We start from the raw sequence: 24,309 nt of genomic DNA, 5'->3' as shown, positions 1-24,309 counted from the left end.
ATTAGCAATTATGCCAACAAAAGTGCTTGCAGGTCAGCCAGAGACTTAACCTGATAATGAGGATTAATTCCTGCTGGTGTCGCTTTCTCTTGGCTATTCAACCAACAGGTCTCAATACCAAAATCCAAACCACCTAAAATATCAGAGTGTGGGTTATCTCCGACCATCAATACTCTCTGTTTTGATGGCAATCCAACCAACTTATGCGCATATTCAAAAATCTCGGCATCCGGTTTAGCGACCCCAACCTCTTCAGAAATAATCACGTGATCAAAATAATCAGTCATTCCTGTACGCTCTAAACGGATAGACTGAAGCTCTGTAAAGCCGTTAGTAATGATGCCCATGTTCACTTTGCCTTTTAAAGACTCCATTAACTCTTGTGCACCCGGTAACAAAGAACAGATATCCGCCATCGCCATTAGGAAAGCACTGTTTAAAGCTGCGGTTGTTGTCTCTAACTTTTCAGCCCAGCTTTCGAAGCGCGTGTGCTTCAATTGATCAGCTGTAATGCGACCATCTTGGTAATCGACCCAAAGTGGTAAATTAACCTTCTGATAAGCAGCATAATCTTGCTCGCCGAAATCCACACCAAAACGAGAAAACATTAACTTCATGCCTTGAAAAGCATCAAAGTGGAACAAGGTTTCATCTGCATCAAAGAATATCCAATCGTACTTCATTTTATTTCCTACTATTCGCGCTGTGGAGCAGTGTCTGCACTGTTTTATCGTTGTTTTTGTGTTGGTTTTTATTATTACCCTCAAAGGGCGGAGCATCACTTTACTCTCAATTTTGTGAGCCTGTATATAGTTCTAATAATTTATAGAAAACAAGTAACAAGTCATGATGTATCGCAAATTTTGCCACATATTAAACCAATACCATACAAGAAATACACTTAGGTACCGGGAGGTATTATGAAGCACTTTTTACCGTCATCTGTCATGCTCACCCCTTTTCTTGTCAAATACTATGACGAGGAGCCAGAGGACATGGCTGAGTCTGAAGAGTTACAAGAGCCTCAAGTTCAATGCAGTGATGACTCCGATAAAAACTAGACACAAGAGAACGAGAGAAACTTTTGATTAAAAACCTTACTTTTCATGATGATATGAGCACCGTCCTGCTTGTTATTTAATCAACCTAGCACTATCCATTACTGACAAAGAACACACCAGAACACCATAAAAACGATTGCTATATGAGCCCTATCACAACAGCTAGCCATAAAGTGGTAGTTCGGAATCAAAGTTGTTCCAGATCAATGGTCGACCACTTGAATGCCGACAACATGTAGGAAATTAAAGAATCATAATTAACGGAGTTTTCCAATGTCTACTGCATTTTATATCCCTACAATCAACTTCATGGGTACTGGCTGTTTGAAGGATGCTGCTGATAGCATTCAGTCTCAAGGCTTCAAAAAAGGTCTGATCGTTACTGATAAGATCCTTAATCAAATTGGCGTAGTTAAGCAGGTACAAGACCTTCTTAGCCAGCGCGGCGTAGACACCGTTGTATTCGATGGCACTCAACCAAACCCAACCATCACTAACGTGAACGATGGTCTAGAGTTACTGACTGACAACGATTGTGATTTTGTTGTTTCTCTCGGTGGTGGTTCGCCACATGACTGTGCAAAAGGCATCGCTCTGGTTGCTTCTAACGGCGGAAAAATTGCAGATTACGAAGGCGTAGACCAATCTGAAAAACCAATGATGCCATTGATTGCTATCAACACCACAGCTGGTACGGCATCTGAAATGACACGTTTCTGCATCATTACTGATGAAGCTCGTCACATTAAGATGGCTATCGTTGATAAGCACACAACACCGCTTATTTCAGTAAACGATCCTGAGTTAATGCTTGCTAAACCTGCATCATTAACTGCTGCAACTGGCATGGATGCATTAACGCACGCAATCGAAGCTTACGTTTCTATCGCAGCAACGCCAATTACAGACGCAGTAGCAATTAAAGCAATCGAACTTGTTCAAGCACACCTAAGAACAGCAGTAACGCACGGCGAAGATATTGAAGCTCGTGAGCAAATGGCTTACGCACAGTTCATGGCGGGCATGGCGTTCAACAACGCTTCTCTTGGCTATGTTCACGCAATGGCTCACCAACTGGGTGGTTTCTACGACCTTCCACACGGTGTATGTAACGCTATCCTGCTTCCACACGTTCAACGCTACAACGCGCAAGTTTGCCCAGAGCGTCTACGTGACGTTGCAAAAGCAATGGGTGTGAATGTTGAAGGTATGACACCAGAGCAAGGCGCAGAAGCAGCTATCAACGCGATTGTTCAACTAGCAAATGACGTGAACATCCCAACTGGTATCGCGCAACTGGGTGCTAAACTAGAAGACATCCCGACTCTGTCTGACAACGCACTAAAAGACGCTTGTGGTTTCACTAACCCTAAACAAGCGACTCACGAAGAAATCTCAGCGATCTTCGAAGCGGCAATGTAATCTAGCGACAAGTTATTCGAGCTAGAAACACGCGGCTCTCGCTAAAAACAAATAGCTAACACAAACGGGCTCACCTTCTGAGCCCGTTTTCTTTTATCTACCGGTCTCTTTCAATTCTTTACCTTCACACAAACCAAGAGCGACGAATCAATAGCGACTCACCACTAAAAAGTCGCATTGTTGCGATCGCTTGGTTATAGTCAAACTATTGATATATAGAATGACAAACAGGTTCCATTGAGTCGTTGGATAGTTAGCACCTCATTATTAGCTTCACTCGTTGTCCACTCCACTCAAGCAGAGGAACAAAATGAGTGCCACAGTCAGCCGTTAGAAGACGCCCCTGTCGAAAAAGCTTACCATTTCCTGAACAGTAAATTTTGCCAACCCGCTCTGTGGTTTGATAGTTTTTTTGTTGATGACCGCATTACCGAAGATGCCAGAGCTGGCACGTCCGTCCGTTGGTATAACGATTTTATTTACTCGGAAGGTGGCGAGGTCGACTACTCAACAAAACTCAAGGCGCGTCTGCATCTTCCCTTTGTGAGTAAACGCCTAAAGTTGATCTACGAGTCTGTCAGCGATGAAGAGTTCTTGGATTTTTTCCACAAGATTCAGAGGAATTAGAGAGCGCACTCGGCCTTCGTTACGATGCTTATGCGAAGGGTTACAGCAGCTTCAATATTAAAGCGACACTGCGTCAGCGTATTGAAGCTCGTTATCGCTTTACCTACCCTCTCACTACCGATGCCGTATTCGGGCTGACCCAACGTGTGTATCAAGAAAAGCAAGAAACTGGCGAGATCACTGACGTCGATTTTGATCTTTCTTTGAGTGATGACTTCTTAGCGCGATGGTCGAACTTTGCAGGTTATAACGACGATATTAAAGGCTGGGACTACGGTACGGGGCTAACTTTGTATCACTATCTTTCTCAAGACCAAGCTCTGCAATACAGCGCCACTATCACAGCAACCAGCGAACCGTATAACCACTACGAATATTCACAGGTGCCGATAACCTACCGAGAAAACGTTTGGAAAGAGTGGCTGTTCTACGAATTGATTCCGCGCTATCAATGGGAACGAGAGCCCTATGAGAAACATATCGAAGAAGCCAACATCACCCTTAGGCTTGAAGTCTTGTTCAACAATGTCTAGTGAGTGTTTGTAAGAGGCGGGCATCGTGAGATAAAACATGGACACAAAAAAGCACATCATGTGATGTGCTTTTTCAGCTCTATATAAGGCTTAAGCTGTAGTCTTAACCCTTGTAGTTTCTTACTCGTGCCGCTTCTGCTTCACGCTTGTCGACAACGGTTTTACCGATTGGCGCCAATGAGATAACTGCGAGCTTAAGGTGCTGAATCGCAAACGGAATACCTATAATAGTAATGAAACACGCTACTGCTGACATGATGTGACCAATCGCCAACCAGATTCCCGCAAATAAGAACCAAATGATGTTACCAATCATACCAAGTGGGCTGGTCCCGATATCAGTTTCATTGGTCAGTTCATCACGTGAAATCGCTTCTTGGCCGAATGGGAAGAATGAGAAATTACCCATTACAAAACACGCTCTACCCCATGGAATGCCAACAATGGTGAGGAATGCGAGCAGTCCGAAGAACCACCAAGCCAATCCCATAAATACGCCACCAAACAGAAACCAAATGATGTTTCCTATTGTTCTCATGTTGTCTTCTCCAAATCTTTGAATGCTGTTTATTTGATATGCCAAGTAAGGCAATACTTGTTCTAATAGGTTCATTATTGTTGAGTCTTTATGAACCGCTCATGAATCGCCTACATTTTCTGTGATTGATACACACCACGAAACGCTAAATCCGCATAGGGCTCAACCATTTTATTTGATACCATAAACGTAACTAGAGCCTGCTGTTAGACAGTTCCCCACGCACATTTATTCATAGCGTATGGGACATTGTAGCAAGCTGTGTGACTCAACAACCAATTTAAGGCCGAACTTATGAACAACACCGAGCAACCTAAAAAGAAAATGAAAAACTGGGTGCCAATCGTCTTCTTCGGACTTCTCAGCACGGTACCCGTATTCATGTTTTTAGTCGATGTGTACATCAACCAATACATGTAATAAGACCCCGCTATCCTATCGGCGTAAAAATGAATACAGGAAACATGTCCTGTATTCGTCTCAGTTAACCCACTTCTGCTGTAATCAATTCAACTCTTCTGCGATCAAATCAACTCTTAGTTAATTAAATCAGCTCTTCGTTAATAAAGTCTAGAATGTCGATCAGCTCATGATCTGGCAAGTTTAGTAAGTTATCACCCACATACCATTCAATCTTACATTGGGTTGGCAGTTCGCTGATCGCTGGGTTTCCTATCCAAATCTTGTGCTTCTTCGCTATATTGTCGCGCAGGATAATGCCATCCTCAAAACCCACCGGTAAATAGAGGTGAAGCATGTTTACTTGGGGTTGCTGCGGGTTCACTTTGAACTGCGGGTAATCTTGTAAGATTTGATAGATTTGCTTAGTACGCTCATACAATGCAGGCATCAACTCAATCCGTTGATCAAACTGCATTGCTGCCGAAACCACGTAAGGCGTGCGATGATAAACATTTCCGCCCTGACGCTTCATCCATGCTGAAGCTTTTGCTACGAAAGCCTTGTCACCTAATAGGAGTGACCCACCAAGACCGTTTAACCCTTTGTAGAGCGAAACATAAGCTGTATCGAACCCCTTAGCAATCTCGCTATATGACTTTTGATAATACGCGCCGCACTCCCACAAACGAGCACCATCCATATGCAGATGAATCGATTGTTCTTTGCAGTACTGTTTAATCGCTTCAAGCTCTTCCAATTCGGGTAATTGCCCACCAATTTCGCGCATAGGCAGTTCATATAATGCGGCTGCAATCTCATCAGGCCACGCCTTTAAGTCATCAACATTCCAAGTGCGAAATACGTTACCAACTGGAAGTACGTTGAATCTGTTCTGGAGCTGATATCCTTGCCGTTCATGGCGCATAATATGACTCGATTCATGCATCGCCACTACTGGGTTTCGTTTCTCTTGGCACGCAATTTCTAATGCTGTTGGTTGGTTCATGGTGCCCGTAATCACAAACACAGCCGCTTCATAACCGAGTAAGTCTGCAACTTTCTTTTCAAAACTCTCGATAAACTCGCCATCGCCGTAGCTATCGTGAGTGACATTATGCGTTTCACACCATTCAGCCATCTGAGCGAATGTTTGTGCCGGAGTGGGTTCTAAGTGACCAGAAAGCAAAAAATCACATTGTTGACGCAGATCTGTACTCATACTCTTTCCTTTATTCGTTATCATTGTATGAAAAGTTATCTAATGGTTTCGTTCTAACGTTAAGGTGACATAAAGTAAAAACGTTAGCTTTGATTATTAACGAATATTTAGTTTTACAAGCTCATATCCCTTCGAAGTATTGAATTGCATAAGTATTACAATTCCTTAATACAAGGTGACCGATACAAAGTGAGATAATGAGCAAACAACAACTATTGGCTAATTCATTGTTCTTCAAGCATTCTTCTATTATTGTATATCTATAATTCTAATAAGTATTATTCGTTTATATACAAAGAGGGCTATATGTCGAAAAATCGAGTTTTAGTGCTATTCGCACACCCTTCTCAACATCGTTCTGAAGCAAACAAACCCTTATTTGAGCAAGCCAAACGCGTTGACGGTGTCACGTGGGTCGATCTCTATGCCGAATATCCAACCTTCAAAATCAACATCGATCGTGAACAAAAACGCCTGTTGGACCATGACATCATCATTTTTCAATTCCCTTTATATTGGTACTCAACACCGGCAATTCTTAAAGAGTGGCAAGATCTCGTTCTAGAATATGGCTTCGCATACGGAACCGATGGTAACGAATTACAAGGCAAGAATTTACTGTGTTGCATCACCGCTGGCGGTAAGAAAGATGCGTACCAAAGCGATGGCTACAACCATTTCACCATTCGAGAACTGCTTCACCCCATTGAACAAACTGCTTCCTTATGTGGAATGAACTACCTTGCACCTTTTGCACTTTTTGGTTCTCGTACAGCATTAGAAGAAAACCGTATTCAACAACATGTCGATAGTTACAGAACGCTTTTACAAGCGCTGGTTGCAGGTGATATCAACATCAAAAGGGCCAGTAAGGCAGAAAAGTTGAACCACATTGTGGAAGAATTAATGGCTGAGGTTAAATAATGACGGGATATTTTCTACAAGCATTTATCTATTTAGTGGCCGCCGTGATTGCAGTCCCCATCGCCAAAAGACTTGGGCTTGGATCGGTACTCGGTTACTTAATCGCTGGCGTTGTGATCGGGCCTATCATTGGATTGGTTGGTGAAGAGACGACAACCATTCAACACTTTGCCGAATTCGGTGTAGTTATGATGCTGTTCTTAGTCGGCCTAGAGCTGGAACCTAAGATGTTATGGGCGATGAGAAACCGGTTGATGGGGCTTGGTGGCCTTCAAGTTGGCGGAACGGCTGCTATCGTGATGGGGATTGCATTGTTCTTCGAACAACCTTGGACGATCGCTCTGACTATTGGTTTGATCTTTGCGCTTTCATCGACAGCCATTGTTCTACAAACGTTCAATGAGAAAGGCCTATCTAAAACAGAAGGTGGCAAAAACGCATTCTCGGTGCTTTTATTCCAAGATATTGCCGTTATCCCTATGCTGGCGTTCATCCCCTTGTTGGCTCTTCCTGAATTGGTTGCTTTGGCAGAGAGTGCCGCCCAAACCGCGGCACACCACGATGAACTCAGTTTAGTTGCAGGTTTGCCAAGCTGGGCATACGGCCTTGTAATTACGGCTTCAATCGCGATTGTGGTAGTCGGTGGACATTATTTAAGTCGCCCACTGTTCCGCTTTGTTGCAAGCTCTGGCCTACGTGAGATCTTCACCGCAACGGCGCTGATGTTAGTGATTGGTATTGCCGCGTTGATGAGTCTCGTTGGTCTGTCGCCTGCGTTAGGCACTTTCCTGGCAGGAGTGGTGCTTGCCAACAGTGAGTTCAGACACGAACTGGAATCTAACATTGACCCGTTTAAAGGGTTATTGCTTGGATTGTTCTTTATCACGGTAGGCGCAGGTATCAACTTTGGCGTTTTGTTTAACGATTTTGCGCTCATCATTGGCTTAACACTCGGCGTAATGGCACTTAAAGCATTGGTGCTGTTCACACTGGCGCTGATCTTTAAAATCAAAAACAGCGACCGTTGGCTATTTACATTGAGCTTGGCTCAAGCGGGTGAATTTGGTTTTGTACTACTGAGCTTCTCAGCACAGAACCATGTGTTACCTGCGGATATTGTTCAAACGCTATCACTGGTTGTTGCCCTCTCTATGTTCTTAACCCCGGGTCTGTTCATTCTGTTTGATAAAGTCATCCTGCCCCGTTACGAGCAAAAATCGAACGACCGAGAAGAAGACAAAATAGAAGAGAAAGGTACTGTCATCATTGCAGGTATCGGCCGATTTGGTCAGATCGTAAACCGCTTGTTGGTATCAAACGATGTCAATACGGTGGTACTGGATCATCAAGCAAACCAAGTAGACTTATTACGCTCCATCAATATCAAATCTTACTTTGGTGATGCTACTCGTCACGACTTGCTGCATACCGCAGGCATTGAAGAAGCTGCTATGTTGGTGATTGCTATCGACAACCAAGACTCAAGTGTTGAACTAGTAAAATACGTTAAACATACCTATCCAAAAGTTAAGATCCTAGTACGTGCGTTCGACCGTGGCCATAGTTACCGCTTAAGAGAAGCCGGCGCCGATTTTGTGGAATTAGAAACATACCACTCAGCCCTCGAAATGGGATCTGAAGCCTTACGTGCCTTAGGTCATCACCCGTTCTTTGTTGAACAACAAAAGTCGACTTATCAACGTGTTGAAAGTCGTAAATCTGAAAACCTATATAGTGCTTGGTCAGAAGCTCAAGACAACCCTCGTTATGACAACAACTTTAGGCAGATCTTTATTGATCTAGAAGAAGCGATGAAAGAAGACATGAAAAAAGACCGTTCAGACAAACACTCTCGCTCAGAACGTGGTTGGACACCACCACCGAAAGGTTATGCCGACGGCTTCGAAGAAGATGAGTCCTAAGTAATCATTCCAATTGCTATTGATAGTACAAATAAAGAAGTTTAAGTGTGTGTGAATAGCAATGGTTGTATGAAAAGTGAGGTTTAGACAAAAATGCCCCAAATTTCTTTGGGGCATTTCATTTTGGAATTAACTAAGGGTCTCCCCTATTCGCTTATTCCCAATCTAGGATTACCTTACCAGACATACCAGAGCGCATCATGTCGAAGCCTTTCTGGAAGTCGTCCACTTTGTAGTGGTGAGTAATGATTGGTGTTAGATCTAGGCCTGATTGGATTAGTGAAGCCATCTTGTACCAAGTTTCAAACATCTCACGACCGTAGATACCTTTGATAACCAAGCCTTTAAAGATTACTTGGTTCCAGTCTACTGCCATGTCTGATGGTGGAATACCTAGTAGAGAGATCTTACCGCCGTGATTCATGTTAGTCAGCATGCTGTTGAACGCTGATGGGTTACCAGACATTTCTAGGCCTACATCGAAGCCCTCAGTCATGCCAAGATCAGCCATTACGTCTTCAAGCTTCTCTTCCATTACGTTTACTGCGCGAGTTACACCCATTTGACGAGCAAGGTCTAGGCGGTATTCGTTTACGTCAGTAATTACAACGTGGCGAGCACCAACGTGCTTAGCTACAGCAGCAGCCATGATACCGATTGGACCAGCACCAGTGATCAGCACGTCTTCGCCTACTAGGTCGAAAGAAAGCGCTGTGTGTACTGCGTTACCAAACGGGTCAAAGATTGATGCTAGATCGTCAGAGATTTCTGCAGGGATCTTAAATGCGTTGAACGCAGGGATCACAAGGAACTCAGAGAACGCACCAGTACGGTTTACACCAACACCTGTTGTGTTACGACAAAGGTGAGTACGGCCGCCACGACAGTTACGACAGTGACCACATGTGATGTGACCTTCGCCAGATACACGGTCGCCGATTTCAAAACCACGAACTTCTTGGCCGATGCCAACAACTTCACCCACGTATTCGTGACCTACTACCATAGGTACTGGAATTGTGTTTTGTGACCACTCATCCCAGTTGTAGATATGTACGTCTGTACCACAAATTGCAGTTTTCTTAATACGAATAAGAAGATCATTATGACCCATTTCAGGTTTTTCAACCTCGGTCATCCAAATGCCTTCTTCAGGCTTAAGCTTAGAAAGTGCTTTAATTTTCATAATGTTATCCAGTTCATCTCGCCTAACTGTAAGGCGAGAATCAAAAATCTATATGTTCTATTGGGTGTTGTTCTATCTAATCAAAGGATGCACAAGGCACCCCTTTAAAATTAGATGATAGCCATGTCTTTACCAACTTGGATGAACGCATCAATTGCGCGATCCAGTTGCTCACGAGAGTGTGCTGCAGACATTTGCGTACGGATACGAGCTTGGCCTTTTGGTACTACAGGGAAAGAGAAGCCTACCACGTAGATGCCTTTCTCTAGTGCGCGCTCTGCGAATTCAGCTGCTACTTTTGCATCACCCAGCATGATTGGGATGATTGCGTGATCAGCACCGCCCATAGTGAAACCAGCGGCTTCCATCCGAGTACGGAAGTGAGCAGAGTTTTCCCATAGTTGAGTACGTAGGTCGCCAGATTCCGCTAGAAGATCGAGAACGCGAATAGACGCAGATACGATTGCTGGTGCAACAGAGTTAGAGAATAGGTATGGACGAGAACGCTGACGTAACCAGTCGATCACTTCTTTCTTACCAGAAGTGTAACCGCCTGAAGCGCCACCCATTGCTTTACCAAGCGTACCTGTGATGATGTCGATACGGTCAACAACGTTGTGGAACTCGTGAGTACCCGCGCCGTTTTCACCCATAAAGCCAACTGCGTGAGAGTCATCAACCATCACTAGTGCGCCGTACTTGTCAGCAAGGTCACAGATAGCAGGAAGGTTAGCGACTACGCCGTCCATTGAGAACACACCGTCAGTTACGATAAGCGTGTGACGAGCGCCCGCTTCTTTAGCTGCGATAAGTTGCTGCTCTAGCTCTTCCATGTTGTTGTTCGAGTAACGGAAGCGCATTGCTTTACACAAACGAACACCATCAATGATAGATGCGTGGTTTAGAGCATCAGAAATGATTGCGTCTTCTTTACCTAGAATCGTTTCGAATAGGCCAGCGTTTGCATCAAAGCAAGATGTGTAAAGGATAGTGTCTTCTTTACCAAGGAACGTAGATAGCTTTTGCTCTAGCTCTTTGTGAGAATCTTGAGTACCACAGATGAAACGAACAGAAGCCATACCAAAACCGTGTTGATCCATACCGTCTTTAGCAGCTTCGATAAGGTCAGGGTGGTTAGCAAGGCCTAAGTAGTTGTTTGCACAGAAGTTTAGTACTTCTTCACCAGTCGAGATAGAAACCGCTGCTTTTTGAGCAGAAGTGATAATGCGCTCAGACTTGTAAAGACCTTCTTCTTTAACTTCTTCGATTTGAGTTTGAATCTGTTGGTAAAATGCAGAAGACATTGTCTATTCCTTCCTAATTATTATTCAGCAGCATCGCGCGCCGCATTATGTAGGGGATGTAAACGATTTCAATTCGATCATTTACACTGTAAAACTTATACCCCTATTCTAGTTGAACATCCCCTTCTCGATTATCCCTTTAGTTGGAAAAACATTAATGAATCACAGGCACTAATAATAGTTCATCCCAGTGACACAGGGCACATAAACGCGCCTTACCTGTTCTTTTTAGCGTCAAATCCCCTTCCGTTCCTGTCTAATTTCGCTTTCATATCGAATATCAATTTTTCATCTCAGAACGATATAGTGATGATTCTCCGCTTCTCTCAGAATGTGCGACCGTTACGCCGCTATGCAAATGAGACAAGATGAGAAACAAGCACATGACCCTATCCGACCACACCATTCAAGAAGCCTTCGAAAACGACTGGTACACCTGCTTTTATCAGCCAAAGGTGCAGCCTAGTGTCGAGAAAGTGACTGGGGTTGAAGCGCTGTTTCGTTTAGATATTCCAGAGGAAGGGATTTTCTCTCCGGGCGTGTTTATTGATCGCGCGTTTGCATTGGGTTATGAAGAAGAAATCTTCTTTAGTGTGCTTGAGCAATCTCTAACGGAGGTCAAATCGCTTTCCGTTCATCTAAGCTTGGCGGTAAACATCAGCAAGAAAGTGCTAGCAAACCCTGATAATGTCGAAAAGGTTCGTGAATTACTTTGGAATGCATCTTTCAAAGCAGAACAGCTTACCTTTGAGCTAAGTGAAAATGATCAGTTAGATGAGCAGCTTTGTGAGCAGATAAAGCGCTTTAAGTCTCTGGGCGTCAGAATCTCTATCGACGATTTTGGTATCGGTTATTCAGACATGAATAAGGTGATTAGCCTTAATGTCGATGAAGTAAAGTTCGATAAATCGATTGTGAATAGTATTGAGCCCGCAAGCTCCGATTTAGTTAAGCGTACTTTGGCATACTGCAAAGAGTCTGGTATTGAAACCGTTGCGGAAGGCGTTGAAGACGCAGATACACGTCAAATGATCCACCAGCTAGGGTTTGATCGCTATCGAGGCTTCTTGTACTCAAAACCTCAGCCTTTAACCGACCTAAGATTAGTCATGTAAAGCGCCTTTACAGACTAGAGCTTAAAACAAACTCGACACTTTTCTTCTTCTGCTTAAGGTCGTGGTAACGGATATACTTAAAGTAAATATCGTGTTTATTTTGGATGTTCTGAGAAAAAGGATTTTTCACCACTTTCTTGATGTCTGCCTTGAAAAACGGCATGCCGAGCTTGCTCATATAAGGTTCTAAATACAGGTCATACAAGAACTGGCACATAGCAGGGTCAAGGGTTGGAAAGCGAAACTCAGTATCAGACAAATTATCCGCCATGTAATCGAAGATCTTACGACGAATCACAATGCTAACCGCGCCAACACTGCAAAGCATCTTACTTAAGCCGTCATACACCACATGACCAATAATGACCCCCTCGAAAAGAAAACAAAGCACCTGCATATCTTCTTTTTTCACACCCAGATGCTGAGAAACCTCGATAAAATCTTTGCCATAGGTTTTTAGATGCATTCCTTGAATCGACTTAAGCCTTTTCGCTGGAAGTGCTCCCATGTTATATGACTCAACACTCGTCACCTCATAGTCATAACCAATATCAATACTGAATGGACGCTCGACATTCTTAGTGGCGGCTTTCACCTGTACCATTTCTTCAACGGAAAAATCGTAATCGACCTGAAAGAAACTCGCGATACCAAGACGACGAACAAAACTCGGCAACGTCTTTGCCCTTTCCCACTGGCTGACCATCACCTGATTTACACCAAAAAACGCTCTATGAGAATTGGAAAGCAACTCTGCAAATTCTTCCTGTGAAATAGAGATTGATTCACGAAGTCGTTTTAACTCTATAGGGAAATTTTCTTTATTCATCTGTTACTTACCTAGCTTTTTTATCAGTGTAGTTCACTCAATATCGTCCGTACAAGGTCAGTGTTAGACACTTAAGAAAAAAGCCACTTCGTGATGAAGTGGCTCTAAGTGAAAGCTGCAAGGTTCTAGGTTGAGCAATTTTGCCCTTGGCGATCAGACAATACTTTACCGTCTTTGATCGTCACTATGCGCTTAGTTCGTTCAGCAAGCGAGTTATCGTGCGTAACGATAATCAATGTTCGGCCCTCAGCATGAAGCTGATTAAACAAAGCCTCTATCTCAGCGCCAGACTTGGAATCCAGAGCCCCTGTTGGCTCATCAGCTAATATAATCTGAGGGTCATTAACCAAAGCTCTAGCAATAGCGACACGCTGTTTCTGACCGCCAGACAGCTGATTCGGTTTATGGTCAAGTCTATCGCCCAACCCTACTTGTTCAAGTAGGGCCGCCGCACGCTTACGACGCTCTTTGGCTTTGATCCCTGAGTACACGAGAGGCAGAGCAACATTGTCCAATGCAGATGCATACTCAAGCAAATTAAAACTCTGGAATACAAAACCAATTTTTTGATTCCGAATACCAGCAAGATCATTAGCACTCAACGCAGCAACATTTTTTCCATCTAGCTGATACTCCCCTTCCGTCGGCTTATCAAGGCAACCAAGCATATTCATCAGCGTTGATTTACCGGATCCTGACGGGCCTAAAATAGACAAAAACTCTCCCTTCTCAATCAAGAGATCGACACCGTCTAGTGCACGTATCTCAGTATCACCGTTTGAGTAGTGTTTACCGATATTTGAGAGTTCCACTAAGAATTTGTTAGACATGGTTTCTCCGCTGTCTTTGATCTCATCATTCACTTTGTAGTGCCTCCATCGGAGTCACTTTCGCCGCACGATTAGCCGGAAGCCAAGCCGCAGCGACACCAATAACCACCAACGTCAAAACAACAATGGTGACAACCAACCATGAAAGCTCAGGCACAGGTTTACCAAGACGCTCATAAAACATGTTGCCTTCAAGCTCTAAAGAGCGAATTACAGCAATCAGTGTATAAGTGATTACTAAGCCCAATAAACCGCCCATCATCATAGTCATCAATGACTGAACCAGATAATGCATGCGAATCATCCCTGGAGTAGCACCGACCGCCATTCTCACGCCAATATCTCGTGTGGATCGTTTCACCGTTGCATACATCACGTTAGCAATACCTATGCCCGCCACTGCCAAAGTGATAAAACCAATCACACCAAGGAACCCCTGAAGACCAACTAAGAATTGTTGCATCGTTTTTTGTTTGAGAAACATATCCTCAACCTGAACGACCTGCTCATCACTGACACTGGCACCATGTTTGCGCGCAATAACCTGACGAATCGTATCTGCAAGTTTGACTCTGTCGACACCATCATGAGGTTGAACGTTGATACCACTAATGTCACCGTTAATATTAAAACGCTGCCATGTAGAGAAAGGAACAAAGCTCGAATAATTGATGCTATCTCCCTGTTCAACCTTGGCACTGTTTTTCTCTAGTACACCAATCACCGTAAACTCTTGGCTGCCAATTTTTACTGTTTTCCCCACGGGATTGACCTCTAATTTGACAGTAGAAAACCAGCTAAAGCTTTCATTAGGGTTAAACAAATCGGCCGCTAAAAGGTAACCCAACACGATGACTTTGCGTTGTTGCGTTTGATCTAGAGGATTAAACCAACGCCCTCCTGGGCGTGTCTTGAGATTCGTCACCGGCTGAAATTCAGTCGTTACGGCTAACGCTTTTTTCCAAGACCCTCGCTCCCCAACAGTAAGTGATTCATCCCACACAGCTGTCGGCACTGCAGCTTTGATGTTAGGCAGAGCCTCTACAACTTTCGTATCTTCTACTGTTAGAGTCAGCGGCTTGCCCTGATGAAAAGATCCATAATCAACCGTAGCCATCCCCCCTGATAGATAAATCAAATTACCATTGCCATTTTGTGCCGTTTTAAGCACGCCTTGCCTAATGCCTTCTCCCACCGATAGCATCGCTGAAATACACAAGGTTGCCCACGCAACAGCCAGAATCGTGAGCCCAAGTCGTAGCTTTTCTGCAGACATTTCCTGAAAGATTTGTCTCATCGGTAATAGCATGATTAAACCCTCGCACTAAGTGCATCAACAGGAGTTAGACGAGACGCCCGTTTTGCAGGAAAGTAAGAGGCTAGGAACGCCAGAATCAGTGTCACCGTTAACGCCATTCCAATCGAGCTTAACGTGATAACAGGTGATCCAATCCATTCTGGTAACGCCATCGAGCCAAGCAAATAAACCGTACCAAAGGACGCCATTAATCCCACGATGGATCCTAAGGTAACTAAGATAAGCCCCTCAATAATAAACTGAGACATGATGGAACCCTGTGTTGCACCAATCGCTAGCCGAACGCCAATTTCCCGAGTTCTTTCCGTAACAGAGAGAAACATGATATTAGCCACACCCAAAGCGCCAACCGCCATAGTCATAGCGCCACTGGTCGTCAGGAATATTTGAATACCACGAAAGATACCGGTAATCACGTCTCCACCCTCGCTAAAGTCGGGCAGATAGACCGCATCTTTATCAGTAGGGTCAAAGTGCATCTGTTTAGCAAAAAAATTAACAATGTTACGTCTAAACGATGCGGAATCCATGGCTTCTACAGGCTTTAATAGCAGTTGCCATGGCTTATCGTTCCAGAGATCAAGATAAGTAGTTTGGGGCACAAAAACTCGTCGACTCTCACCGAAAGAGATCCCTCCTTCATTATCGACCATCACACCTATTACGTAGAATGGAATACCGTGGATCTTAATATGATCGCCAATGTCGACTCCGCCCATTTGAGCAATTCGATCACCCAATACAACCACCCGTGTGTGGTTTTCCATATCCGTCGCCGAAATATTTCGTGAACCAGGCTGCAACTTATTTTGTGAGATAGGAAAATAAGAGGGAGCAACACCACTTACCATACTGCCAATATTATGCCCTTGAGTGTTCGTCACGCTGGTATCCCATTTAAGGTAAACAGCAGACGCCTCTTTAACAAAACCAGCTTGCTGGATCAGCTCAATTTTATCTTGTTCAAGGTTTATTTCGCGCCTTGAGGGCAAGCCCTGCCAAGGTTTACTCGTACTAGAGGGAAACACAACCTGAGTGTCATTGACCAAAAATGAGAAAGACTTCGTTTGATAACGATAGAAGCCTTCTCCTAACGCCATTAAAACAACAACAGACAGTACGCCCCATGAAATTGCAATAATAGCCAAGGCACTTTTCATCCGATGCGCCAACAACGTTTGCCAAGTCTGAAGAAAAAGATTAACCATGGTGTAGCGCCTGAGATATCAGCGCCATCGCTTCATCATCTAATTTACCGGTTGTCTGTAGTAGGCCTATTCTCTGACGCCAATAATCATATAAGTTGGTCTGTAGAAGGAACCTTGAATCAAATAAGCTGTTATGTGCATTGATAACATCTGAAGCTTCCAGGAAACCCGCGTCGTATAACTTTTCTTTGCTACTCAATACCTCTGCGCGAGATGCTACAACATCATGCGCCATTAACACTCGTTCCCAGTTGAGCTTCACTTGAGTAAAGTTCTGATCAATTCGCTTCTTGATGTCTATTTCAACCTTTCGTAGATCCTGCTTAGCCGTCAACAAATTAAGCGAAGTTTGATCCACTTTGGCGCGTGTTGAACCATTTAAATCTATAGGAACACTAAGAGTTAAACCCGCGTTAAACTCACCGTTGTCCAACCGATCACTGTCGTTATAGCCCACTTGCCCTTTAACTGTCGGGTAATAACCTCCTTGGGCGGACTTTTTGTCTAGCTTGCGCGCTTCAACGCCTTTTATGGCAACCAGTAATTCAGGGCTATTATTTCTCGCTAGCTCAAGCCACTGCTGTTGAGAAGCCACCAGCATAGGAGGCTCAACCAAGTTCTCAGTACGAATTTGATCTACTGAATCAGGAGCTTGGTTTATCAGCGCTTCCAGCTCTGACTTTTTACTTTCTAACTCTGCCTTTGCTCGCAGAATATTGGCTTTGTCAGACAACTGATTAGCACGCATCTCTTCTACATCAATCGATTTCACTTTGCCTGCTAGATAGCGTTTTTCGAAGATTTTTAGCAGCTTACTGCCTTCCTCTAACTTACTCTTAGTGAGCTGTAAGTTACCTTGAGCGCTGCCTATATCAAGATAAACCAGAAGTAACTTAGCCGCCAAATCATTATGAGCTTGAGCCAATTCCAGCTGGGATTTCAGATAATCTGATTGTGCTTTATCTAATTCAGACCAAAGGCTACTGTCCCAAATAACCTGAGACAGCTCTGCACCATACCGATTTGAACTACTGCGGTCTTCGCTCCAGTCTGCTGAAGCGCTCGCGCTTAAAGCGGGTAATAAAGAGCTGCGACTTAAATCCACCGAACTCTCACCGAGTTGAACACCAATTCGAGCTTTCTCGTAATCAGGATCCGTCTGTTTGGCTCGCTGCCATGCTTGTTCAATAGAAATGGCATATGAAGGACAACTAAGTACAGTTGCTAATAGCAAGCTGCCTATACTCAACAGGGTCGATTTACGAGGTGACAGAGGTTTGTCTAATCGCTGTGAACAACTAAACAGCGCTGGCTTAACCATGTGATGCCCCCATCATACTGTTGTCGATGACGGCTTCGTCTAACTCCACACCTTCGATGACTTCGACATTGATGCCATCGGATAGGCCCAGTTTTACCGCTTGTTTGTGGAAGCCTTGTTCTGAGCTGTCTGGAATTAATACGTTAGGGCTATCGCCTTCAAATTGCAGTGCGCGCTCTGGTAAAGTGAGTACATTTTCTGATTTAACTAGAATTATCTGAGCAGATGATGAGAAACCTGAACGTAACCGGACGTCTTGAGGTATTTTGAGCTCGCCAACTTCGACTTCAAAACCGTTATCAAAACTTTTGCCCGAACTACTATCAGCTGTCGAGTTAAGACTTTCAGACTGAATCGCAATCTTAGTCAGCACTCCTTCTATTTCGATACTTGGATAAGGTGCAACGGTCAGTGTTACTGGCATCCCCGGAGTAAGTTGTGCGGCATCATGCTCACTAACACTGCCCTTAAAAATCAGGCTGTTCATATCGGCCAATGACATCATTTCTGTTGCCGCTTGACTCGATTCAGTAGAAATAATCGGTTCTCCTACCTCGACTTTTCGATTCAACACCGTACCGTCTATCGGAGCATAAATGGTAGAGGTGAGGCGAGAGTTACCAATTGTCGACTCCCCGCTTTGAATCAATTCGAGGTTCTGACGTTTTTGCATAACGTCAGCCTGTGCTGATTTCACATTGGAACGTGCAGTCACATATTCGTCGTAGTTCTTAGGAATGATTTCTTGTTCGACCAAACTCTGCAGATTAGCGAGTTGTTGTTTTGCTGACTCAATGTTCGCCTCACTTCGCATCAATTCGGTCGAGGCATCGGTCAACGCTTTCGGGGTAGGGTTAGGGCGAACCTTAATAAGCGGCTGACCTTGCGTTACGTACTCACCAACACCGGCATAGATTTCACCAACGATCCCGTCGATTTGAGATTTGATAGACACAGAGTGAGCGGGAACGATATACCCCACCGCAACCGCCTGCTTTTCGATCGTCCCCGTGGCAACCGTTAGGGTTGGAAAGGCTTCAGGAAGTGTTGAAGTTTGAAAATAGAAATACGCACCTCCACCTAGCAGCGTGGTACATGCCACAGACACTAACCCGAGTTTAGTCATAATTTATCCAGCTCATTATTTTATATTTGTGAGCCCTATGACTACCGTGGATATGCGAAGTTCATAAATAGTATAAAATTTTATAATGCATAGCGTTAAAGCAAAATTAGACGACAGACTTTCTACGCTTCCTTTTAGCCTTATCATGACCATTTAAGTAGAAAGTTGTCTCCGTTTCACGCACTTTAAATCTCGTAAGCCCAGCACTCTTGTTGTATATCGAGCAGCTCCGACTTACCACTCTCTAGCTGATAGAGGTGGAATTGGCTTAAAGGGGGCGAATACACATGTAACGTAATGAGCGGTTCATCTCCAGCCTGTAGATTCGATATCTGATGGATATCATTATCTTTACTGACGGTCACACTGCCCTCTTGGAAATGAGTCGACTGAGAAGCAAAAATATGGCCATTAGCCGCCGTTTCAAACAGGGTTTCCGTTGCTTGCCCGTGTAGAACCTTTACGCCACAAGACGTATTCAAATGATCGTGTATTTTACTTCTTTGCCCGTTAAGCCAGCTCAAAATTAAAACTTCGCAGTGGTCATTCTTGAAAAGTCTTTGTCGGCAGTATGTTTCTTTATCAAAACTCGCCAACGACTTGATCTCTTCTTTACCCAGCTCGATGTTATCCAATATGAACCGAATGGAAGCCAGAGACATAGGTTTATTCGCCAGCTGTATTTGGTCCATAATCTCTTGGAAATTAAGCTCATAATCGTTATTAATTAACGCGGCTAACGCGGGAGATTGCGTTGGAGTGATATCAGTACGTTGCAAAATACTTACCTCTGACTATGTTTTGCTCTTCCGAACTCGAAGTTAAAAGTTCTCTTCGAACGATGAAATATGGCTGATTCGATTCAGCACAAGTTGGGAGGATACTAACACCGTTTAAATTAAATTTAACAAGTAACTACAAGTATTTACATTCATATAACAAAAGCATCTAACAACCAATTGGAAGCAACAGAATCGCCATATTGACTTGAGATCTGAATAACTGAGTAATTTGAAATAGGAACAACAAAAGAACGGCTTCCATCACGGCTACTATTGCGCGTATCAATTAATGAAATTGATTCACAAATCAGAATAGATCAATCACAATTAAGGTTATGGTCACCGTTGAAATTAGTCTAACTGGATACTTATGATTAACCCAAAACTCATCGCCCTACTTCCCGATCTCGCCTCGTTTATCTTAATTGTGAATGAGGGTAGCTTTACCGCCGCAGCAAAGCAGCTAGGCGTTACACCTTCAGCGTTGAGTAAATTGATCACACGTCTAGAAAAAGCACTCTCAGTAAAGCTGTTCGAACGAACCACTCGTACATTGCTCATCACGCAAGCAGGCCAGTTGGTATACGACCAAAGCGTGGTCATGATTAATGCGGCGCAACAAGCGGTTGAGCTTTCTACCTCCGACCATACTGAACCTGCAGGCTCTATAACGGTAGCGGCGCCAGAAGCCTTCTTGAACTCCGTGCTACAGCCTTTCGTTGTTCCATTCTTGAATCAGTACCCAGAGATTCAACTCAAGTTAAGAGCCGCCGATGGCGACATCGACATATTGCGCCAAGGCATCGACATTGCGTTTCGTCTTACTGACAAGCCTGACGAGAGTTTGGTATTGAAAGAACTCGGAAAAACAAACCTCGTGTTATGTGCGAGCCCCGACTATTTAGATGCCAAAGGAATTCCTCACCACCCTACCGAGCTTTCTGAGCACGACTGCTTATACCTTGCAGAAACAGATAAAGACCACATTTGGGACTTCCTTAAAGATGATGAGTTTTACACAGTCCCCGTCAGCGGACGTTACGCTGTGAACCACTCTCAGATGCGATTGAAAGGTGTTAAAGAAGGGCTTGGCGTGGGTATTTTCCATGACTTCGTGATTCAAGATGCATTGGCTGAAGGTTCTGTAGTGCAAGTGCTGGAAGATTGGACCATCAAGAGTAATTACCATGGCGCTATCGCGATGCAGTTTGCTCAAACCAAGTACATGCCTGCCCGATTGCGTGTATTCATTGATTACGCGATGGAACACTTGGGTGACAAGCTGGCAGGAGAAATAAACTAATGCTGAAAGGAATACACCACGCCGCCATTATTTGCTCAGACTACGAAGTCTCTAAACGCTTTTATACAGAAGTTTTAAAGCTTGAAGTGATTGCGGAGAATTATCGTGAAGCGCGCCAGTCGTACAAGCTTGACTTGGCTCTGCCTAATGGCGCTCAAATAGAATTATTCAGCTTCCCTGACGCACCTGAAAGACCAAGCTTTCCGGAAGCTCAAGGGCTGAGACATTTGGCTTTTTGTGTTGATGACGTTCAACATGTCAAAAGCTATTTGGAAGGACAAGGCATTGAAGTCGAACCGATTCGAGTTGATGAGTATACGGGGAAATCATTTACGTTTTTCGCAGACCCAGACGGCCTGCCGCTAGAGCTTTATCAGATCTAAAGCTTTATCAAACCTAGAGCTTTATCAAATCTAGCGCTGTATCAAGTCTAAAAGTCTTCCTCACAAAGGAATCGCCCATCTGATGAATAAAACGGACTTTCTCAAGTCGAGAAAGTCCGTTTACGTGTCAATTAACTCAATGCCGTCTTGAATTTCTCAACGCGTGAAAACAGTAACCAATCCACTAGCATTGCAGTCACAATCGTCGCACCCGCGAGTGGAAACAATATCGAAATAACAACCACAGTCACCAAACCCGCTTTCCATAAGCCTGCATCACCAAACTTCGGTGGCGTTCCCAACTTACTTTGGCCTGAAGGTCTGCGCATCCACCACATTACTCCACCAGTCACTGACACCACAATGAATGCCAAACAGAACAACGCGTTTAGAAGCTTGTTGATGATGCTGATGTCACCTTGGTGCAGAGAAATACCGACGGCTAATGTTTTGGCGAATAAATTGTAATCTTGCCACGTCACCTCTCCTAGGGTGCGCCCTGAATATTGGTCGAGGTGAGTCGTGCGATCTTGGGTTGGGTCGATAATGTCACCGCCCATGGTATTGGCAGCCACGGTGTAAACGCCCGTTTCTGATCGCGGGAAATTGACTTTATATTGCGTAAAACCAAGAGATTGAGCTTTTGCTATCACATCATCAATCGAGAAATTACTCGCAGATAATACATGCTGAGAATGATCCTCACCCATCTTAGAATGATCATGAGCTTCAGACGCTTCTTCTACTTGCTGGACGCGCTCTGCTGGCTTATCTTGAGACAAAGGCAGTTGCGTTTGCTCTAGGTTCCAAGGCATTTCCTCTTCAGACCCGTGATTTAAATAAGCATGCGTTTCGTTAGACAGAGGAATGTCATCCCACATTTGAGCAGGAAAAGTACTCCATGCTTGCACTAGCTTACCGCCCCAAAAACCTGTCCATGATAATCCTGATAGAATAAATAACAGAAAAATGAATGACAGTGTTCCACCGATGTTCGCATGCAGATCACGCATTAAAACACGCGTTCCTGAACCAAATCGAAGCTTAAGAAAACCAGCGCGGCTCGCGTTATCTCGAGGAAGCCATAAGTAAATGCCACTGATGAGTAACAGAATAGACAAGCTTATTGCGACTTCAATTAGGTAATCACCCCAATCACCAATCAATAAAGTGCCGTGAATGTCATTCGCCAGTTGATAAAGGCTGTCGCTACGTGGAATCTCTCCGACCACTTCGCCAGTGTATTGATTCACCGTGGCGAAAACGGAAGTGCCATCTTCAAGTGATACAGAAAATCGGTTAGCCAGATCAGGCGCTTTGCTCGGAGTAAACTGCGTAACCTTACCTTGTGGGTATTGATTCTGCACTGCAGCTAACTGTTGTGAAACCTCGGTTGGTTCGCCCGATGCAACAATCTCAATAGCATCGTGATGGAAAGCAAGTTCGATTTCATCATCAAACAGCATCACCAAGCCAGTAATACTCAACATCAACATAAACGGGATTACAAACAAGCCAGCATAGAAGTGCCAGCGCCATGTGAGGAAGTAGAGGGTTTTATTGCGGTCTTTTCTTTTTATATTGGTTTCCGAACCGGTTGTTGCACTGCTTTTAGGTTGCGAAGTCGCTTGTGCTTTCGCAGGGGTTTGAGATTCATTTCTCAACATTATAATTTCCTTTGACACACGCAAATGTACCTTCTGAAAAATCAGAAAGTAATCTGAGCATGTTTAACTTTACTTAATACTTTATTTTTTAATTATTTTAATGGGTTAGGTTTAAGCAACAACAAAGGGAGGGGCGCGAGGGGCTTGTCTCGTGTAGCGTTCGCTTAGAGCCAAAAAAGCGTAGCTGTCTGAGACAACAAAACTCAGTCGAGTTGTTAGTAGTGTAGTGGGAAGTTCATCTTGGTGAAACGTGGAAAAATGGCTAAACGGACACGGCTTTCCTTTATGAGTATTAGGTTCGCCTTCTTCAATTTGAACCAGTTCAAAGCCATTAACCGTACATAACGACGCCCATACTCCCGCACTATTACCATGAGCATTGATAACAGGCATTAATGTTACCAACGCCCAGCTTAATGCTGTTGCAAGTAACATGGAGAAGTTGAACGAGGTTCGGCGCATTATTCCAAATCTTTATAAATTCCCCTTATTATGAGGCACTTGAAATATAGGTAAACGTAAAGATTAACAGCAAGTTAAAAAATTGAAGCTAACGCACACTCTTTTTCGTTAAAAACTGGTTACAACATTAGAGCTAAGAAAGTATCTCTCAATTCTTTGCAGCAGACTTTCGAGACAGAGACAATAAAAAACGCCGCCTTACACCTTACTCTAAAGAGGGTAATGTAAGGCGGCGTTTTAGAGATCGAATCTTAAGGTTTTGCCCTTTGATGCGTATCTAACAAACTGTCTTGATTAACGAATTAACCGAAGATCTTGCTCCAGATACTTGGGTTCCGCTTCTCGTGGTACTCTTCACGAAGGCCGTCAATAGTACGAAGTTCTTGCTGTGCTGACTCTAAGTCACCTTGGTCTAGCTTCTGCTCAATGCTATCCAGTGATGCACTGATCTTTTTGAAGCCTTCCATGAAGTTATCTTCTTTTTCGACTGGGTAAACACCCGTTTTCAGCTCTGCCACTAGCGTATCTAAACGAACGATAGGCTTTTGCATCTCTTCAATGCTTTGAGCTTCTGCCGCTTGTTTGAACGCAAGCTTCATTTCTTGCATGTTTTTCTTAAGGTCTACATTAGCAAATGCGTTGCCAGACAATACTGAAGCAGCGATTAAACCAGATAAAAGGATTGAGCGAGTTTTCATTGTTTCTCCAAGTGAAGCGATGTCTTTGAAGATAGCGCCATCATTGTTGAGGCACTTCGACTTTATTATTTTCGGCTAGTGTATACAAAAATCTGTCAGGCACAAAAATTGATTGTGTCGAAATGCAAA

Annotated in this window: 22 protein-coding genes and 1 pseudogene; 8 read left to right on the top strand and 15 right to left on the bottom strand. The window is 43.9% G+C overall.

Features of this window, described 5'->3' with window-relative positions; genetic code table 11:
- Positions 1 to 8: 8 nt before the first annotated feature.
- Positions 9 to 683, bottom strand: a complete 675-nt coding sequence (gene yjjG, locus K08M4_RS17145; RefSeq protein WP_086050767.1) for a pyrimidine 5'-nucleotidase — start codon at positions 681 to 683, stop codon at positions 9 to 11.
- Between the two features lie 651 nt (positions 684 to 1,334).
- On the opposite strand from yjjG, the gene yiaY reads away from it, so the two are divergent.
- Together yiaY and K08M4_RS17135 are read left to right on the top strand one after the other, a co-directional pair.
- Entirely contained in the window at positions 1,335 to 2,483 is a 1,149-nt protein-coding gene (gene yiaY / locus K08M4_RS17140; RefSeq protein ID WP_086050766.1) for an L-threonine dehydrogenase, read from the top strand.
- A gap of 237 nt (positions 2,484 to 2,720) precedes the next feature.
- Positions 2,721 to 3,643: pseudogene (locus tag K08M4_RS17135) on the top strand (hypothetical protein).
- A gap of 103 nt (positions 3,644 to 3,746) precedes the next feature.
- Here K08M4_RS17135 and K08M4_RS17130 read toward each other — a convergent pair.
- On the bottom strand, positions 3,747 to 4,181 hold the full coding sequence (locus tag K08M4_RS17130; RefSeq protein ID WP_017075771.1) for a YccF domain-containing protein: 435 nt from the start codon (positions 4,179 to 4,181) through the stop codon (positions 3,747 to 3,749).
- A 294-nt stretch (positions 4,182 to 4,475) separates the two neighbouring features.
- Here K08M4_RS17130 and K08M4_RS22430 point away from each other — a divergent pair, with 294 nt between their 5' ends.
- Positions 4,476 to 4,601, top strand: coding sequence for a hypothetical protein (locus K08M4_RS22430; RefSeq protein WP_017060906.1), 126 nt, complete (start codon positions 4,476 to 4,478; stop codon positions 4,599 to 4,601).
- A gap of 124 nt (positions 4,602 to 4,725) precedes the next feature.
- On the opposite strand, the gene K08M4_RS17125 is transcribed toward K08M4_RS22430, so the two are convergent.
- Positions 4,726 to 5,802 (bottom strand): threonine aldolase family protein, encoded by a 1,077-nt coding sequence (locus tag K08M4_RS17125; RefSeq protein WP_086050765.1) that lies wholly within the window; start codon positions 5,800 to 5,802, stop codon positions 4,726 to 4,728.
- A gap of 306 nt (positions 5,803 to 6,108) precedes the next feature.
- On the opposite strand from K08M4_RS17125, the gene K08M4_RS17120 reads away from it, so the two are divergent.
- Both K08M4_RS17120 and K08M4_RS17115 read left to right on the top strand, forming a co-directional pair.
- Complete coding sequence (locus K08M4_RS17120; protein ID WP_086050764.1) at positions 6,109 to 6,726, top strand: NAD(P)H-dependent oxidoreductase; 618 nt, start codon at positions 6,109 to 6,111, stop codon at positions 6,724 to 6,726.
- A complete protein-coding gene (locus K08M4_RS17115) occupies positions 6,726 to 8,648 on the top strand; it encodes a monovalent cation:proton antiporter-2 (CPA2) family protein (RefSeq protein ID WP_086050763.1) in 1,923 nt (640 codons plus the stop codon). Before K08M4_RS17120 ends, K08M4_RS17115 begins: the two co-directional genes overlap by 1 nt.
- Positions 8,649 to 8,802: 154 nt before the next feature.
- On the opposite strand, the gene tdh is transcribed toward K08M4_RS17115, so the two are convergent.
- Complete coding sequence (tdh, locus tag K08M4_RS17110; protein WP_004730216.1) at positions 8,803 to 9,834, bottom strand: L-threonine 3-dehydrogenase; 1,032 nt, start codon at positions 9,832 to 9,834, stop codon at positions 8,803 to 8,805.
- Between the two features lie 110 nt (positions 9,835 to 9,944).
- Entirely contained in the window at positions 9,945 to 11,138 is a 1,194-nt protein-coding gene (locus K08M4_RS17105) for a glycine C-acetyltransferase (protein WP_017094962.1), read from the bottom strand.
- A gap of 383 nt (positions 11,139 to 11,521) precedes the next feature.
- Here K08M4_RS17105 and K08M4_RS17100 point away from each other — a divergent pair, with 383 nt between their 5' ends.
- A complete protein-coding gene (locus tag K08M4_RS17100) occupies positions 11,522 to 12,253 on the top strand; it encodes an EAL domain-containing protein (protein WP_086051502.1) in 732 nt (243 codons plus the stop codon).
- A 7-nt stretch (positions 12,254 to 12,260) separates the two neighbouring features.
- Here the strand turns inward: K08M4_RS17100 and K08M4_RS17095 are convergent, their stop codons facing one another.
- The 7 genes from K08M4_RS17095 to K08M4_RS17065 all read right to left on the bottom strand — a co-directional run bounded on the left by K08M4_RS17095 (position 12,261) and on the right by K08M4_RS17065 (position 19,664).
- Positions 12,261 to 13,082: a helix-turn-helix domain-containing protein gene (locus K08M4_RS17095; RefSeq protein WP_017111833.1), complete on the bottom strand. Its 822-nt coding sequence runs from the start codon at positions 13,080 to 13,082 to the stop codon at positions 12,261 to 12,263.
- Between the two features lie 125 nt (positions 13,083 to 13,207).
- Positions 13,208 to 13,912, bottom strand: a complete 705-nt coding sequence (locus K08M4_RS17090) for an ABC transporter ATP-binding protein (RefSeq protein WP_086051501.1) — start codon at positions 13,910 to 13,912, stop codon at positions 13,208 to 13,210.
- Between the two features lie 25 nt (positions 13,913 to 13,937).
- Complete coding sequence (locus K08M4_RS17085) at positions 13,938 to 15,221, bottom strand: ABC transporter permease (RefSeq protein ID WP_086050762.1); 1,284 nt, start codon at positions 15,219 to 15,221, stop codon at positions 13,938 to 13,940.
- 2 nt (positions 15,222 to 15,223) lie between these two features.
- Positions 15,224 to 16,438 (bottom strand): ABC transporter permease, encoded by a 1,215-nt coding sequence (locus K08M4_RS17080; protein ID WP_086050761.1) that lies wholly within the window; start codon positions 16,436 to 16,438, stop codon positions 15,224 to 15,226.
- Positions 16,431 to 17,759, bottom strand: a complete 1,329-nt coding sequence (locus K08M4_RS17075; protein WP_086050760.1) for a TolC family protein — start codon at positions 17,757 to 17,759, stop codon at positions 16,431 to 16,433. The genes K08M4_RS17080 and K08M4_RS17075 overlap by 8 nt, the downstream gene beginning before the upstream one ends.
- Positions 17,752 to 18,885 (bottom strand): efflux RND transporter periplasmic adaptor subunit, encoded by a 1,134-nt coding sequence (locus K08M4_RS17070; RefSeq protein WP_086050759.1) that lies wholly within the window; start codon positions 18,883 to 18,885, stop codon positions 17,752 to 17,754. The genes K08M4_RS17075 and K08M4_RS17070 overlap by 8 nt, the downstream gene beginning before the upstream one ends.
- Positions 18,886 to 19,070: 185 nt before the next feature.
- The gene (locus tag K08M4_RS17065; RefSeq protein WP_086050758.1) at positions 19,071 to 19,664 is read right to left on the bottom strand and encodes a cysteine dioxygenase; all 594 of its coding nucleotides are present in this window, start codon (positions 19,662 to 19,664) and stop codon (positions 19,071 to 19,073) included.
- Positions 19,665 to 20,037: 373 nt separating this feature from the next.
- Here K08M4_RS17065 and K08M4_RS17060 point away from each other — a divergent pair, with 373 nt between their 5' ends.
- Both K08M4_RS17060 and gloA2 read left to right on the top strand, forming a co-directional pair.
- Complete coding sequence (locus tag K08M4_RS17060; RefSeq protein WP_086050757.1) at positions 20,038 to 20,970, top strand: LysR family transcriptional regulator; 933 nt, start codon at positions 20,038 to 20,040, stop codon at positions 20,968 to 20,970.
- Positions 20,970 to 21,353 (top strand): SMU1112c/YaeR family gloxylase I-like metalloprotein, encoded by a 384-nt coding sequence (gene gloA2 / locus K08M4_RS17055; RefSeq protein ID WP_086050756.1) that lies wholly within the window; start codon positions 20,970 to 20,972, stop codon positions 21,351 to 21,353. Before K08M4_RS17060 ends, gloA2 begins: the two co-directional genes overlap by 1 nt.
- Positions 21,354 to 21,484: 131 nt before the next feature.
- On the opposite strand, the gene K08M4_RS17050 is transcribed toward gloA2, so the two are convergent.
- The 3 genes from K08M4_RS17050 to K08M4_RS17040 form a co-directional block, all read right to left on the bottom strand.
- Entirely contained in the window at positions 21,485 to 23,020 is a 1,536-nt protein-coding gene (locus K08M4_RS17050) for a PepSY-associated TM helix domain-containing protein (RefSeq protein ID WP_086050755.1), read from the bottom strand.
- A gap of 111 nt (positions 23,021 to 23,131) precedes the next feature.
- Positions 23,132 to 23,482, bottom strand: a complete 351-nt coding sequence (locus tag K08M4_RS17045) for a hypothetical protein (RefSeq protein ID WP_086050754.1) — start codon at positions 23,480 to 23,482, stop codon at positions 23,132 to 23,134.
- Positions 23,483 to 23,784: 302 nt separating this feature from the next.
- Entirely contained in the window at positions 23,785 to 24,180 is a 396-nt protein-coding gene (locus tag K08M4_RS17040) for a cytochrome b562 (RefSeq protein WP_017100642.1), read from the bottom strand.
- Positions 24,181 to 24,309: the final 129 nt, after the last annotated feature.

The organism is Vibrio syngnathi, assembly GCF_002119525.1.
Taxonomy (GTDB): Bacteria; Pseudomonadota; Gammaproteobacteria; order Enterobacterales; family Vibrionaceae; genus Vibrio; species Vibrio syngnathi.
Note: the sequence above shows the minus strand (reverse complement) of the source record. Positions and strands in the feature narration are given on the sequence as shown.